This is a genomic window from Desulfocurvus sp., assembly GCF_023230885.1.
In the GTDB taxonomy this organism is placed as follows: domain Bacteria; phylum Desulfobacterota; class Desulfovibrionia; order Desulfovibrionales; family Desulfovibrionaceae; genus Desulfocurvus.
The window spans coordinates 1-13,840 of sequence record NZ_JALNWM010000077.1 but is presented as its reverse complement, the minus strand read 5'-3'; the positions used below and the strand labels follow the sequence as shown (position 1 = coordinate 13,840).

The window sequence follows — 13,840 nt, the reverse complement described above, 5'->3', positions numbered from 1 at the left end:
CCCGGGCTGCGCCCTGTGCATCATCGACGCGCTGTTCGTGGACCCGGCGTGCCACCGCCGGGGCGTGGGCCGGGCCCTGGTGGCCCATGCCCTGGCCCAGGCCGGCCCCGGAGGGCGGCTGCTGGTGGACGTGAACGAGCAGAACCCCGGAGCGCGCCGGTTCTACGCGGCCCTGGGCTTCGTCGTGCGGGGCCGCTCTGCGTACGACGACAGCGGGCGGCCCTACCCGCTTTTGCACCTGGAGCACGCCCCGCCCCCCGCTCCCTGACCCGCGCGGCGCCACAACGGCAAAGCCCCCGGACCGCATGGTCCGGGGGCTTTTGCGCTTGCTGTGGGGGCAACGTTACCGGCGCGCCAGGTGTGCGATGATCTCCCGGCAGAAGGCGGGCAGGTCGTCGGGTTTGCGGCTGGAGATCATATTGCGGTCCACGACCACCTCGCGGTCCTCCCAGGTGGCGCCCGCGTTGACCAGGTCGTCGCGGATGCCGGGGGTGGAGGTGCAGCGCATGCCCGCCATGATGCCCGCCGAGATGGGGATCCAGCCGCCGTGGCAGATGTGCGCCACCAGCTTTCCGGCCTGGAAGGTCTCGCGGGTCAGGGTTTTCACTGTCTCCATGCGGCGCAGCTTGTCCGGCGCGAAGCCGCCGGGAACCACCAGGAAATCGAAATCGGCGGCGCGCAGCCCGTCCAGGGCGGCGTCGCTGACGCAGGGGTAGCCGTTCTTGCCCGCATAGCGCCTGCCGGCCTCCGGGGCCGCCACGACCATCGTCGCCCCGGCCTCCACAAGCCGCAGCCTGGGGTACCACAGTTCGAGATCCTCGTACACGTCCTCCACGAACATCAGGCCGCGCAGGCCGTCCAACTCCGCCATGATTCCCTCCTCGCGCCCGGGGCGCCTGGGGTGTTTCGGGTCGCCAGCATAGGGGAGGGCGCGCCGGGGCGCAAGGCCCGGGCGGGAGTTGCGCCCCGGGCGAAAGTCGCCTACATCCGGACGTAGGGGACAGACGGAACACAACCGCGACGCGCCGCCCCGCGGCGAAAGGAGCTGCCCATGCTGATGCGCAAGCGCGCCTGGGACATCATGCGCGACGATCTGACCATCGTGGGCGAGGACATCGGCTTCATGGAGCTGATCCGCGCCCTGTACCGGGGCCTGGAGGCCGACACCGACAACCACATCGCCGTGATCCAGGACGCCGACGGCGTCTTCAAGGGCGTGGTGACGATGTGGAACGTGATGCGCAAGCTCGAGGAGTGCGTCTTTGGCGACGACGCGCTCATGGAGCTGAAGGACCAGGACTGGGACCGCGCATTCGCCCTGGCCTGCCGCGCGTGCTCGGCCAAGGGCATCGCCGGGCTGCTGGAGACCAAGGTGCCCAGGGTCCAGCCCAACGACCCGCTGATCACCGTGGTCGCGGACTTTTTGCGCCACCGGCGCGGCTGGTCCCTGGTCTGCGACGGCGACAAGGTCCTGGGCGTGATCTTCAAGGCCGACATTTTCAAGGAGGTCGGCCGCGACGTGCTGGCCCAGATGAAGCCCCGGTGACGCAGGACCGGGCCCCGGGGGACGCGGGCATGGAGTTTTACGACGCGGACCGCACGGCGGCCCTTTTGCCCTACGACGCCCTGGCCGACGCCATCGCCGCCACCCTGGTGGACGCCGCGCGGGGCCTGGCCTCGGCCCCGGAGCGCATCCACCACCCCCTGGCCGGGGGCGGCACGCTGCTGGTCATGCCCGCGGCGGACCGGCGCGTGGCGGTGAACAAGCTGGTCACCGTCTGCCCGGGCAACCCCGGGCGCGGCCTGCCCCTGCTGCTGGGGTCCATGACCGTGCTCGACGCGGCCACGGGCCGCTGCCTGGGCGTGCTCGACGGGCCTGCGGTCACGGCGCGGCGCACGGCGGCCCTGTCCCTGCTGGCGGCGCGGACCCTGGCCCCCCGGCCCGGGGGCGCGCTGTTGCTGCTGGGCGCCGGGGTCCAGGCCAGGGCGCATCTGGAGGCCCTGCACCGGGGCCTGGGCACGCGCCGCGTCCTGGTCCACTCGCGGACCCCGGCCCGCGCCGAGGCCCTGGCGGCCCACGCCCGGGCCCTGGGCCTGGAGGCCGCCGCCGTGGCCGATCCGGGCCCGGCCCTGGAGGAATGCGCCCTGGTGGTCACGGCGACGTGCAGCCCGGTCCCCGTGCAGCACGGGCCGCTGCGCCGCGACGCCTTCGTGGCGGCCGTGGGCGCCTTCAGGGCCGATATGGCCGAGGTCGCCCCGCAGGTGGTGCGCGTCTGCCGGGTGTTTGTGGACACGGCGGCGGGCTGTGCCGCCGGGGCCGGGGATCTGCTCCAGGCCGGGCTGGATCCCGCGCGGGATTGCACGCCCCTGGCCGAGGCCCTGGGCGCGCCGCGTCCGGTGGAGGGCCCGGTGCTGTTCAAGAGCGTGGGGCACGCCCTGTTCGACCTGGCCGCCGGGCGCCTTGCCCTGGGGGCGAAGGCCAGGCGCTAGCACTCCGCCCTGGAGTCACGGCCAGCTTCCGGAACGAAAGGGCCGCGGCCTTGCGGCGTCATGCGGCGAAGCCAGGAGCCGCGTTGCGCGGGCGCGGCAGGGACGGCTGGTCCGCGCAATGCGGCGCTCTCCCTGGCGGCAGGCAGCGTTGAAACCGGGGTTTCTTGTTTCGGAGCCTCCGGGCTTCCAGGGGGACGGAGGTGGTGGGGGGGCAAGGGCGTGGCACGGGCGCGGAGCCGCCGGGGCACCCCGGCGGTTTTTTTGTCCGCCCGGAGCGGGGCTGCGCCTGGTGGCCGCCCGCCTACAGGGCCACCAGCTCCATGCGGCCCCAGGCGGCCACGCGGCCCTCGGCCTGGGCGAACACGCCGTCCAACCCGAAGCGGCGGGCCAGCTCGGCCACGTCGGGCAGGTCGCGGGCGTCGCGGATGCGGTTGCACAGGGCCGTGGCGGCGGCGTCGGCCAGGCTGGCGTCGCGGGCCCGGGCCACGGCCAGTTCGCCCCGGCCCAGGGACAGGGAATGCCCGATGCGCGCCGAGGAGGCGCACAGGGCGCAGGGGAAATCCTCGGCCGGGATGCGCACCCCCAGGCGCGCGCCCCCGGCGGGGTCGGCCAGGATGCCCACCGTGCGCGGGCGGGTGGAGAACATGGCGATGTCTCCGCCGTTTTCCACAAGGATGTCGGGGCTTTCATCCACAAAGCGCTCGGCCACCATGCGCGCGATGGTTCCGGCCACGGCGGCCATGGGCCCCACGCCGCACGCGGCCCCGGCTCTGCTCATGGCCTGGACGATCTCCGGAGCGCCCGCAGGCACCGCCACGGGCGCGAGGCTCGGGCCGAAGGCCGGGTCCAGGGCCATGTAGGCCTTGAGCTGCCCGCGCAGGTCCGTGACCCAGGCGGCCACCTCGCGGGTCAGGTCCTTGCGGGCCACCACCCAGAGGTCGGTCTGTTCCACCACCACCTGGAAGGCCGTCTCCCCGCCCGAGGGCCGCAGGGCGCCGCGATAGTCGCGCGCCGTGCCGGTGTGCACGGCCTGGGGCCGCCGGGGGCGGCTCATGGCCGTTCCAGCATGTCGCGGACCAGGGCCCGGTAGGGCTCCAGGCCCGAGGCCACGCCCTCGGGCCAGGAGAAGGCCCCGGGACGCGGGGCGGCGGCGGCGGCCTCGATGGCCCGGGCCAGGGCCTGGTGGTCGCCGGGGTCGGCCACCACGCGCTCCGGCGGCAGGAAGAAGCTCGACCCGTTGTCCCGGGACGAGACCACCCGCGTGCCGCAGGCCAGGGCCTCCACCACGGCGTTGGAGCAGGTATCGTAGAACGAGGGCAGGCAGAACACGTCGCAGGCGCGGTACAGGGCGGCCATGTCCTGCACGCGGCCCAGGAACTCCACCCGGTCGCCCAGGCCCAGGCTCCGGGCCAGGGCCCGGAAGCGCCCGGGGTTGCGGCCCCCGGCCACATGCAGCACGGCGTCGCCGGGCAGCAGGGCCAGGGCGCGGATGAGCGGCTCCAGGCCCTTGAGGGCGAAGTTGGTGCCCGCCGTGGCCACGAGCAGGCGCTGGCCGTCCAGGCCCAGGGCCCGGCGCAGGGCCGCGCGCCCGTCGTCGTCCACGGGGGAGAAGCGCGTCAGGTCCGGGCGGTTGTAGATCACGCGCAGGTCGCGTCCGGCCAGGAAGGGGTGGGCCTCCAGCAGCCAGTCGCGCACACGGTGGGACACGGCCACGCACACGCGCTGGTTCTCCAGGGCGCGGCGTTCCAGCAGGCGGATGAGCAGGTTCTCCGGGGCCGCGCGGCGGCGCAGGGCCTTCCACGCCCTGGGCGCGCCCGGGGCGTAGGCCCGGGAGGAGAGCTCCCAGAACTTGGACAGCGGCCCGCCGCTCATGCGCAGCACGTCCTGGCACAGGGTCTTGCCCATGCTGCACGTCAGGGCGTAGCCGCCGCGCCTGCGGGCGCGTTCGGCGGCGAAGGCGAACCAGGCGATCTTGGCCGCCCGGCCCAAGGGCGGGCGGCCAAGGGCCACCACGCGCACACCCGGGGGGGCGGGCGTCTCCTGGCGGGCGCACAGGAAGTCCACCTCCAGGCCATCGGCGGCCAGGGCTCCGGCCAGGCGGTGGGCGAAGCCTTCGGCCCCGCCGTAGGTGGACAGCTTGGGCAGCATCAGGGCCACGCGGCTCATGGGCGCCCTCCGGCATACACGGCCAGGGTCCGCTCCAGGAAATCCCGGCCCGAGAGGGTCGCGATGGTCCGCGCCTGCGCGGCGGCCAGGGCCCGGAGGTGCCCCGGGTCCGTCGCTGCGCGGGCCACGGCCCGGGCCAGGGCGGGCACGTCGGCGGGCGGCAGCAGCGCCTCGGGCCCCAGCAGGTCGGGCATGACGCCCACGGAGGTGCCCACCAGCGGGCGCCCGCAGGACATGATCTCCAGGGCCGCGCGGGCGATGGTCTCCGACCATTTGGAGGCCACCACGCCCAGGTCCATGGCCGAGATCACGGCGGCCACGTCGGGGCGTTGGCCAGTGATGGTCGTGGCCTCGCCCAGTCCGGCGGCGTCGATCCAGCCCCGGACCTCGGCCTGGGTGGTGGCCGTCTCGAACCCGGCGAGCATGAGCCGCAGGCGCTGGCCTCCCGGGGCGAGTCGGGCCTGGGCCACGGCCCGGATCAGTTCGCGCTGGCCCTTGACCTCGTCGAAGCGGCCCAGCAGGCCGACCACGAAATCCTGTGGCCCGTAGCCGAACTCGGCGCGCACCCGGGCGCGGCCTTCGGGTCGAAGGCGAAGCGCTCGCGGTCCACCCCGCCCAGGATCAGGTGCAGCCGGTCCGGGCCGATGCCGAAGGCGTCGCGGAAGTGGGCGTGCATCACCGAGTTGGTGGCCACCACGGCGTCGGCGCAGCGGTTGTGCAGCCAGCGGTTGGGGGCATTGTTGCGCGGCAGGCGCTGGTCGCCGCGGGTGCGCACCAGGCGGAAGGGCGCCCCGGCCGCGCGCATGGCGCCCCACAGCCAGAACGACTCGCCCCGGTGGCAGTTCACGGCGTCGGGCCGGAACTCGCGCACCAGGCGGCGCAGCTCCACGGCCAGCCGGGCCAGGGTCGCGGGGTTGGAGGAGTTGAGGGGCAGGGCGGCCGCGGGCAGGCCCCAGTGGCGGGCCTTGTCCAGGGTTTCGGTGTCCGGCGGGGCCAGCACCAGCGCCTCGTGTCCGGCCTCGCGCAGCAGGCGGGCCAGGTACAGGGCGTACCACGAGGTGGCGTTGAACCAGCGGACGTTGGCGACCTGGATGACGCGCATGGGGGCTGCCTAGTCGGATTGCACGGGAATTGCAAGGCCAAAGGGCGGCGACGGTTTTTCGCCGCCCGGCCCGTCTAGCGTTCGCAGGTTTCGGTCTTGACCACGGCTTCGGCCTTGATGCGGTCCAGGACTTCGGCCAGGGTGGCCTTGACGTTTTCGCGAAAATCCCCGGCCACGACGATGAACAGCAGGTCGTCGCCGGGAAGCAGGCGGCCCGAGGCCGCCTCGGCGAGCACGCGCCAGATGCCCGGGCGGGCCTGGTATTCGCGGCACAGGGCGGCGATCCTGTCCCTGTCGGGGTGGACCTCCACGGCGCTGACCCGGGCGCCGTCGGCCCGGGAGGTGCCGCGCACCACGCCGTTGTGGACCAGGACCATGCCCACATGTTCGCTGAATCCGGGCTCGGCCTTGAGCTTTGCGATGGTTGCTGTAATGTCCATGTGAACCCCTTTTGCGGCAGGCGACTCGTGTACAAGTTTGCGACGCTTCTCAAGGACCTTCCCACCCTGCACGAATACAGGATGTCGGCCACGGGCTACGCCGTGTGGCTGGTCTGGTCCGGGGAGCTGACCGAGGCCATCCCCTCCACCTTCCGCGACTACGGCGGCGTGGAGATCAGCGCCGACCGCAACCAGGCGGTGTGGTACTTCTGGTCGCGCGACGTGTTCCAGGCCGCCGCGCGGCTCCAGGTCTGGGCGAACCTGAACGAACTGCCGGTCTTCATCCAGATCATGCCCACGAACCTGATGATCGGGTTCCAGGGCGAAACCGCCCTGTCCATCGCCTCGGAGCTGTATTCCCAGCAGGCCATGCCCCCGGGGGACTTCGAGGTCTGGGTCCACCCCAAGGTGCGCCCCGACGTGGAGAACGTGCCGGGCATCATCCTGGAGAAGGTCGACCGCCAGATCACCGGCATGGCCTCGGCCCACTGGCACAGGCTCTCGGGCGACCCGCGCATCGGCTTCCGCTCCTCCCTGGGGTGGTACTTCATCCTGCGGCCCCTGGGCAACCCCCTGGACAAGCGCTTCATCGAAGGCTGGCCCCGGTTCTTCGCCGAGGTGGAGCAGATCGTCAAGCGCCTGAAACTGAAGTACATCCTGCACGACAACCACCTGATCTTCGAGCTGGAGAACTTCAAGGCCCTGGCGGTTTGGTGCCGCGAAATCCTGGCCCTGGTGGCCCGGACCAAGGACTGCGAGGAGTGCGCCTACTGGCCCTGCGTCATGGCCGCAGTGGAAAAGGCCGGATTCCAGTTCAACGAGGACCTGCCGCGCAAGGTGAGCCTGGACTGGGACAAGATGGTCCCGGATTTCCCGCACATGTCCTACCGCACGGCCTTCCTCCTGGGCCCGCGCTTCCGCGTCAAGGACGTGAGCTACAGCTTCGAGCGCAACAGGTTCACGGACTGGTGCTATGTGCTGCTGGCCGAGTCCGAGGACACGCGGGAGCGCGGCTCGCTGAACGTGACCCTGCCCGTGGCGCTGCTGGTGGGCAGCGGGCGGCCCTGTTTCTATTGCGGCCAGCGCTCCCACACGGAGACGCAGTGCCCCTCGCGGCGGATGGCGGACCTGGACCCCGGAGCCTGGAGGACGCTGGCCGCCATGAGCCTGGAGGAGCTGTCCTTGGCCCTTGGCGAGCTGGGCGAGGCCCTGCGGGAGGATCCGGCCGGGGCCCTGGACGTTGTGCTGGGCGGCCAGGGGCGCCCCCGGGCCATCCTCGGGGCCGTGTTCGAGATCAACGCGCCCGCGCAGTTACGCACGGCGCCGCTGGTCATGCGCTCCCTGGGCAAGGAGCTGCCCTCGGGCCTTTTCAAGCTCTCCCCGCCGCAGGACTCGCCCCACGCCCAGGCCCTGGGGGCGCTTGTGGCGGGCGACGCGGCCACGGCCGACGCCCAGGCCAAGCAGGGCGCCCTGCGCGCCCCGCGCGACTTCGGGTTCCGCACGGTGCTGGGCTTCCTGGCCCTGGAGCGCGGCGACCTGGAGCGCGCCGGGGAGTTCTGGCACGAGGCCGAGCGCCTGGGCGACACGCCGCTGCACTTCGCCTACCACAAGTACCTCCAGGGCCGGGCGCTGGAGGTCCAGGGCCGCTTCGACCAGGCCATGACCCTGTTCCGTGACGCCCACAAGCTCTGCCCGCGCTGGCACGAGCCGCTCTACCGGCAGGCCGCGAGCATGGTCAAGATGGGTTTCACCGAGCACGCCGTGGGCCTGGTGGACCAGCTGGTGGACGAGGATTCCAACATGTTCAACCGGGTGCTGGTGGACCCGGAGATGGAGCGCGGCCATGTGCAGCTGCTTGGCGCTCTCTACGGGCTGTGGGTCCAGTCCCGGGCCGCCGCGCGCGAAAGCGCGGAGAAGCTGCGCCAGCTGCGCACCGAGATCGACGACTGGTTCGGCGACAGCCACGAGTTCGGCCAGACGGCCCGGCGCCAGATCGACGAGCTGCTGCTCCTGGCGGAGGTGGAGAACTTCGTGGCCTTCCGCCGCCTGACCTCGGGGCGGGTGCAGCTCGAAAAGACCATGCGCCAGAAGATCGACGCCGAGACCCGGACCCTGACCCGCCAGGCCGAGGCCATCCGCGAGCGGCTGGTCCGCATCCACGAGGACATCGCCTGGTTCCCCTTCCCCCGCGCCCTGCGCGACTTCAACCGCGACTTCAACTTCTGCGTGACCAAGCTCAACTGGGTCCGCCAGCAGCATTTCACCGTGGCCGCGAATTTCCGCCAGAGCCACGAGTACTTCCGGCAGGTGGAGGACACCCTGACCCGCCTGGGCCGTCGGCTGGTGACCCTGCGGATCGTGCGCGACGCGACCCTGTTTCTGCTGCTGTTCAGCAAGAGCTTCATGTGGCTTGAGATCATCGGCCTGGGGCTTGCGCTGGTGGGCATGCCGGTGTCGGTGTTCATGGCCGAGAAATGGGGCATCGAATGGTTGTCCCAGGCTGTGGAGGGCCAGCGCTGGAACGTGCAGAAGGGGCTGGTGGTGGTGGTCAGCGTGGCGGCTTTCGTGTTCGCCCTGCTGCGCACGGCGCTGGTGTTCGAGAAGCGCAAGGCCCGGTTCTTCGAGGAGCGCAAGGAGCTGAACCGCAAGCTGACCCGGGAGCAGGAGGGCGCCCGGGGCGCCAGGGCGGGGAGCCGGGGCGCGGCCTCCGGGGCCGGGCGCCGGGGCCGCTGAGGCCCCCGCGGCCGGGCCCGCGGCCGGACCCCGCGGCGGGGTCCGGCGCGCCCCCGGCCTAGCTCTGGCGGGCCACGGGGAAGGGCCCGAAGCTCTGGGCCACGGGCATCACTTCCAGGCGGTTGACGTTCACATGGGGCGGCAGGCTCACGGCGTAGTGGACCAGCTCGGCGATATCGTCGGCCACCAGGGGCTGCATGCCCTGGTAGACCGACCCCGCGCGGCCCTCGTCGCCCGAGAAGCGCACCAGGGAGAACTCGGTCTCGGCCATGCCGGGTTCGATGTTGGTCACCCGTACGCCCGTGCCGTGCAGGTCGGCGCGCAGGTTCAGGGCGAACTGGCGCACGAAGGCCTTGGTGGCGCCGTACACGTTGGCCCCGGGGTAGGGGTAGGTGCCCGCGATGGAGCCCAGGGTGACCACATGCCCGCGGCCGCGCCCGACCATGCCCGGCACCAGCGCGCGGGTCATGAACAGGGTGCCCTTGATGTTGGTGTCGACCATGGTCTCCCACTGGTCCAGGTCGGCGGACTGGGCGGGGTCCAGGCCCAGGGCCAGCCCGGCGTTGTTCACCAGCACGTCCACGGCGGCGAACTCGGCGGGCAGCCCGGCCACGAAGGCCTCCACGGCCTGGCGGCTTTGCACGTCGAAGGCCGCGGCATGCACGGGGGCCGGGGCCAGCTCTCCGGCCAGGGCCTCCAGGCGCTCGCGCCGGCGGCCGGTGATGATCACGCGCCAGCCCTCGCGGGCGAAGCGGCGGGCCATGGCCTCGCCGAAGCCGGCGGTGGCTCCGGTGATGCAGATCGTCTTGGTCATCGCGTCCTTCCTGTCTTGGGGATTGCGTTCGGGGGGTGTTTGCCGGGGCCAGTGTAGCCGAACGGCCTCCGATTGCAACCCGGCCACTTCCCGGAGGCGGCCGGGGGTTGGCCCTTGTCGGCGCGCGGGGGAATCTGTAAGGTCGGCCTGCGGAAAACTCGCCGTTCCCTCGGCGCCGGGAGGCTTCCTTGCACTTTATGTCCATCAAGGCCAGGCTCGCGTTGGCCCTGTCCGTCATCCTGCTCGCGGCCTTCGTGGCCACGAGCGTGGTCAACTACCGCGTCTCGCGCGACGCCGTGCGCGAGGAGCTCCTGAGCACCGGCCTGCCGCTCACGCGCGACACCATCCATTCGGAACTGCGCGCCGAGCTGATGCGCCCGCTGTTCGTGGCCTCGCTCATGTCCACCGACACCTTCCTGCGCGACTGGGCCCTGGACGGCGAGCACGAAGAGGAGGCCGTGCGCAGGTATCTTGAGGAAATCAGGGCCCGCTACGGGTTCCTCACGGCCTTTTTCGTTTCCGACGCCACGCGCAGCTACTACTACTACGGCGGGCGGCTCAAGACCATCTCGCGCATGGATCTGCGCGATGTGTGGTACTACGAGTTCGCGGGCCGGGGGCAGGATTTCGACCTCAACGTGGATGCGAACCAGGCCGCGGGCGGCGTCCTGAGCCTGTTCATCAACCATCGCGTGGAGGACTACCGGGGCTACCTGCTCGGCGTGGCGGGCGTGGGCCTGGACCTGGAGGAGTTCTCCCGGATCATCGCCGGATTCCAGAACAAGTATCACCGGCGCATCGTCCTGGTGGACGAGTTCGGCACCGTCCAGCTCGGGCCGGACCCGACCCGCGTGGGCCGGGACAACATCCGCACCACGCCGGGCATTTCCAGCGTCGCCCGCGAGGTGCTGGCCCTGCGTGGGGAGCCGGCCAACTTCGAGTATTCCGGCCCCGGGGGCACGGTGCTGCTGGCCGCCCGCCACCTGGACGACATCGGCTGGACCCTGCTCGTGGAGCAGGACGAGGCATCGGCCCTGGCCGCCGCGCGGGGCAACCTGGTGCGCACGCTGGCCGTGGGCGTGTTCGCCTGGGCGGTGATCCTCGCGCTCAGCGTGGCCACCGTGAACCATTTCCAGCGCCGCCTGGTCCACATGGCCGCCACGGACCAGCTCACCGGCGCGGCCAACCGCTGGGAGTTCGAAAGCCGCTTCGGCCAGGCCGAGTCGCGCTTCGCCCGCCACGGCACGCCCTTTGCCCTCATCCTTTTCGACCTCGACCACTTCAAGGCCGTCAACGACTGCCTGGGCCACCTGGAGGGCGACCGCGTGCTGCGGGGCGTGGCGGAGCTCATCCGCGAGAGCATCCGCCCCTGCGACCTGCTGTCGCGCTGGGGCGGGGACGAGTTCATGGTCCTGGCCGAAGGCGGGGAGGCCGAGGCCGTGGCCGTGGCCGAACGCATCCGCGAGGCCGTGGCCGTGGCCGGGTTCGCCGGCGGCCAGGGCTGCGAGGCCGTGACCGTGAGCTGCGGCGTGGCCGGGTATCGCTGCGGGGAGAGCCTGGACGGCCTGACCCGCCGGGTGGACCAGGCCGCCTACGCCGCCAAGGCCCGGGGGCGCAACCGGGTGGCCGTCAGCCCCGGCTAGGTGCGGGGGCGCGCGGGGCGGGGATTTTCGGGGCGTCGGCCGTCAGGGCTGGCGCCCTTTTTTGCGCAGCAGGGGCAGCACGGCCAGGGCCGTGCCCGCCAGGGCCAGCAGGATGGCCGTCATGCCCACGGGGGGGCCGTGGTCGCGGGGGGCGGGCACGAGCAGCAGCAGGGTCAGGGGCTCCGAGCGCAGGGGCACGGCCACGGCCAGCAGGCGCCCGCCGCCCGGCGCGTCCAGCTCCCGCTGGGCCAGGGCGCCCGCCTCGCGGGCGTCGGCGGCCAGGGCGCGCAGGGTCCGCGCCGCCGCGCGTCCGCTAGCGTCCGCGCCGGGCGTGGCGGGGGCCAGGGCTCCGCCCCGGGCGGCGAAGAGCAGCTCCAGCCCCTGGGGCCGCTGCGCGTCCGCCGCCAGGGCCCCGGCGTCGACGAACAGCGTCAGCGTCCCCCGGCCCGCGGGCCGGGGCAGGTCCAGGGCGATGCGCGCGGCGCCGTCCGGCCCGGGGCGCACGGCGTCGCGGGGGGCGTCCGGCGGCGGCCCGGGCTCCAGGGCCAGTCCGGCCAGGGCCGGTTCGCCCCGGCCCAGGGCCTGGGCCAGGGCATCCCGCTGGCCCGGGGCGTCCGGCGCCTGGGACGCGGCGAGGGCCTCGGCGGCGGCCGCGCGCAGGGCGCCCAGGCGCGCATCGGCCTGGGCCGCGAGGACCAGGGCCAGCCGCCCCCGGGCCTCCACCAGCTGCGCCGTTTCCTGCCCCGAGCGGTGGCCCACCAGGGCGGCGGCCACGGCCAGCAGCGCGGCCAGCAGGGTCAGCGCCGCCGTGGGCCGCAGGGGCGGCGCGGGGGAACGCGGGATACGGCGACGGAAACGGGGCATGGCCTGGGCTCCGGCGGCTGGGGTGCGGGGCGGGGGAGTCCGTCCGGGCAGCCTCGCACGGATCGGCCCCGGCGGTCAATGCGCCCCGCGCCCGGGGCGCGGGCGAAAACGGGCGGCGGCCCGCTCGCGGGCCATGCCCGCGCGGGTGCGCAGAGCGGGGCCTGGGGCGGGCAGGACTGCTGCCTGCTGGTCGGCAGGCGTTCGCGCGCGGGTGCGCAGAGCGGGTGTGCAGAACGGACAGGGCGGCAGGCCCGGGGAGGGGCACCCGGTCGCCCGCACGCGGGGGTGCGCCCACCCAGGCCCGGCCCGAGGACAGCTCCCCGGCCGGGGCACCCGGGCGCCCGCGCGCGGGGGCGCGCAGCCCTGGACGCAATCCCACCCGGCGCGCAGGTCAGGAAGACATCCGGAGGCGGCCATGCCGCCCCAGCCCCCCGCGCGCGGGGGGCAGGTCAGTCGCCGCCCAGGGCGCCGATGATGTTCACGCTGATGCGTCCGATGCTCGGGCGGTAGGTCCCGGCGCGGATCTGGGCGCGCAGCTCGTCCAGCAGCGCCTTGCGGTCCTGCTCGCTGGGCTCGTAGTGCTCGTCGGCTTCGGGGGCGGCCCCGGGGGGCGCGTCGCGGTCGCCGTGGGGATCGTCGCGGTGCATGCCTTATCATCGGCAGCGGCGGCGCGAAGTTAAGGGGGCGGGGCCGACTGCGGGGGCCAGGCGCCCCGGACCCCTGGTGCGGGCCGCGAAGCAGCACCCGGGGTTTTGGGAAAGGTCATTTGATCCGGGGCGGGGTGCGCCGGGGCGCTGTGGCCGCGCTGTGCGGGCGCGGCCCTAGGACCCGGGAAGGGGCAGAACCGGGGACAGCTCCCGGGCGCGGCTTTCGTCGCGCCCGGCCGCTTCGGGGTCGCCCAGGGCGCGCAGGGCCAGGGCCCGGTCGTGAAGGGCGGCGCCGAGGCCCGGGTCCAGGCGCACGGCCTCGTCCAGGGCGTCGCGGGCCTCCCCGGGGCGCTCCTGGGCCAGCAGGGCCCGGCCCAGGGCCAGGTGCGCCAGGGCCACGCTGGGGGTCAGGGTCACGGCGCGGCGGGCGTCGTCCAGGGCCGGGCCGGTGCGGCCAAGCTCCAGCCAGGCCAGGGCCCTCCAGGCCAGGGCGCCCGAGGTGGCCGGGGCCAGCTCCACGGCGCGGCGGAAATCCGCCAGGGCTTGGTAGGGGGCCACGCCCCCCAGGCCCAGGCTCCCGCGCAGCACCAGGGCGTCGGCCAGGGAGCGCTGGTCCATGTCTGTGGAATTCACGGCCCGGGTCAGCAGCTCCCAGGCCTGGTCCCTGTCGCCGCAGCGGGCGGCCTCGCGGCCCTGGCGCACCATCTGGCGGGGGTCGTCGCGGGTCGTGCGGGGCGAGAGCAGGGGAATCAGGGGGGCGTCCTGCGCGGTGCCCGGCTCCGGGCTCCGGGCCTGGGCCCCGGGGACGCAACCCAGGAGCAGCAGGGCCAGGACCTGCGCAAAAAGCAGTGCTGACAGGGCGAATCGGGAACGCATGGATACGTTGTGCGCCGACGCGGCGATACTGTCAACACGGCGGGCCGGGGGCGCCGGTTGGCGGG

Annotated in this window: 15 protein-coding genes; 5 read left to right on the top strand and 10 right to left on the bottom strand. The window is 73.5% G+C overall.

Annotation, left to right across the window (positions count from 1 at the left end; translation table 11 throughout):
• Window positions 1-268, top strand: a 268-nt coding sequence (locus M0P34_RS07260; protein WP_291497911.1) for a GNAT family N-acetyltransferase, incomplete at its 5' end; no start/stop codon positions are given.
• A gap of 75 nt (window positions 269-343) precedes the next feature.
• Here the strand turns inward: M0P34_RS07260 and M0P34_RS07255 are convergent.
• Window positions 344-871, bottom strand: coding sequence for a type 1 glutamine amidotransferase domain-containing protein (locus M0P34_RS07255; RefSeq protein ID WP_291497909.1), 528 nt, complete (start codon window positions 869-871; stop codon window positions 344-346).
• A 180-nt stretch (window positions 872-1,051) separates the two neighbouring features.
• Here M0P34_RS07255 and M0P34_RS07250 point away from each other — a divergent pair, with 180 nt between their 5' ends.
• Window positions 1,052-1,546, top strand: a complete 495-nt coding sequence (locus tag M0P34_RS07250) for a CBS domain-containing protein (RefSeq protein ID WP_291497907.1) — start codon at window positions 1,052-1,054, stop codon at window positions 1,544-1,546.
• 29 nt (window positions 1,547-1,575) lie between these two features.
• Window positions 1,576-2,490, top strand: a complete 915-nt coding sequence (locus tag M0P34_RS07245; protein WP_291497904.1) for a delta(1)-pyrroline-2-carboxylate reductase family protein — start codon at window positions 1,576-1,578, stop codon at window positions 2,488-2,490.
• A gap of 301 nt (window positions 2,491-2,791) precedes the next feature.
• Here the strand turns inward: M0P34_RS07245 and M0P34_RS07240 are convergent, their stop codons facing one another.
• The 5 genes from M0P34_RS07240 to M0P34_RS07225 all read right to left on the bottom strand — a co-directional run bounded on the left by M0P34_RS07240 (window position 2,792) and on the right by M0P34_RS07225 (window position 6,198).
• Window positions 2,792-3,544 (bottom strand): UPF0280 family protein, encoded by a 753-nt coding sequence (locus M0P34_RS07240; protein ID WP_291497902.1) that lies wholly within the window; start codon window positions 3,542-3,544, stop codon window positions 2,792-2,794.
• Window positions 3,541-4,656 (bottom strand): glycosyltransferase family 4 protein, encoded by a 1,116-nt coding sequence (locus M0P34_RS07235; RefSeq protein WP_291497900.1) that lies wholly within the window; start codon window positions 4,654-4,656, stop codon window positions 3,541-3,543. The genes M0P34_RS07240 and M0P34_RS07235 overlap by 4 nt, the downstream gene beginning before the upstream one ends.
• Window positions 4,653-5,186 carry a glycosyltransferase gene (locus M0P34_RS14875; RefSeq protein ID WP_366062218.1) on the bottom strand — a complete coding sequence of 178 codons (534 nt, stop codon included), beginning with the start codon at window positions 5,184-5,186 and terminating at the stop codon, window positions 4,653-4,655. Before M0P34_RS14875 ends, M0P34_RS07235 begins: the two co-directional genes overlap by 4 nt.
• A complete protein-coding gene (locus M0P34_RS14870; RefSeq protein WP_366062216.1) occupies window positions 5,135-5,758 on the bottom strand; it encodes a glycosyltransferase family 4 protein in 624 nt (207 codons plus the stop codon). The genes M0P34_RS14875 and M0P34_RS14870 overlap by 52 nt, the downstream gene beginning before the upstream one ends.
• 74 nt (window positions 5,759-5,832) lie before the next feature.
• On the bottom strand, window positions 5,833-6,198 hold the full coding sequence (locus M0P34_RS07225; protein ID WP_291497898.1) for a molybdenum cofactor biosynthesis protein MoaE: 366 nt from the start codon (window positions 6,196-6,198) through the stop codon (window positions 5,833-5,835).
• A gap of 27 nt (window positions 6,199-6,225) precedes the next feature.
• On the opposite strand from M0P34_RS07225, the gene M0P34_RS07220 reads away from it, so the two are divergent.
• Window positions 6,226-8,931 (top strand): tetratricopeptide repeat protein, encoded by a 2,706-nt coding sequence (locus M0P34_RS07220; protein ID WP_291497896.1) that lies wholly within the window; start codon window positions 6,226-6,228, stop codon window positions 8,929-8,931.
• Between the two features lie 58 nt (window positions 8,932-8,989).
• Here M0P34_RS07220 and M0P34_RS07215 read toward each other — a convergent pair whose 3' ends face one another.
• Entirely contained in the window at window positions 8,990-9,745 is a 756-nt protein-coding gene (locus tag M0P34_RS07215; RefSeq protein WP_291497890.1) for an SDR family oxidoreductase, read from the bottom strand.
• Window positions 9,746-9,942: 197 nt separating this feature from the next.
• Here M0P34_RS07215 and M0P34_RS07210 point away from each other — a divergent pair, with 197 nt between their 5' ends.
• Window positions 9,943-11,388 (top strand): sensor domain-containing diguanylate cyclase, encoded by a 1,446-nt coding sequence (locus M0P34_RS07210; protein ID WP_291497913.1) that lies wholly within the window; start codon window positions 9,943-9,945, stop codon window positions 11,386-11,388.
• Between the two features lie 42 nt (window positions 11,389-11,430).
• Here the strand turns inward: M0P34_RS07210 and M0P34_RS07205 are convergent, their stop codons facing one another.
• The 3 genes from M0P34_RS07205 to M0P34_RS07195 all read right to left on the bottom strand — a co-directional run bounded on the left by M0P34_RS07205 (window position 11,431) and on the right by M0P34_RS07195 (window position 13,775).
• Window positions 11,431-12,252 carry a hypothetical protein gene (locus M0P34_RS07205; RefSeq protein WP_291497888.1) on the bottom strand — a complete coding sequence of 274 codons (822 nt, stop codon included), beginning with the start codon at window positions 12,250-12,252 and terminating at the stop codon, window positions 11,431-11,433.
• A gap of 449 nt (window positions 12,253-12,701) precedes the next feature.
• A complete protein-coding gene (locus M0P34_RS07200) occupies window positions 12,702-12,899 on the bottom strand; it encodes a hypothetical protein (protein WP_291497886.1) in 198 nt (65 codons plus the stop codon).
• Between the two features lie 174 nt (window positions 12,900-13,073).
• Window positions 13,074-13,775, bottom strand: a complete 702-nt coding sequence (locus tag M0P34_RS07195; protein WP_291497884.1) for a tetratricopeptide repeat protein — start codon at window positions 13,773-13,775, stop codon at window positions 13,074-13,076.
• Window positions 13,776-13,840: the final 65 nt, after the last annotated feature.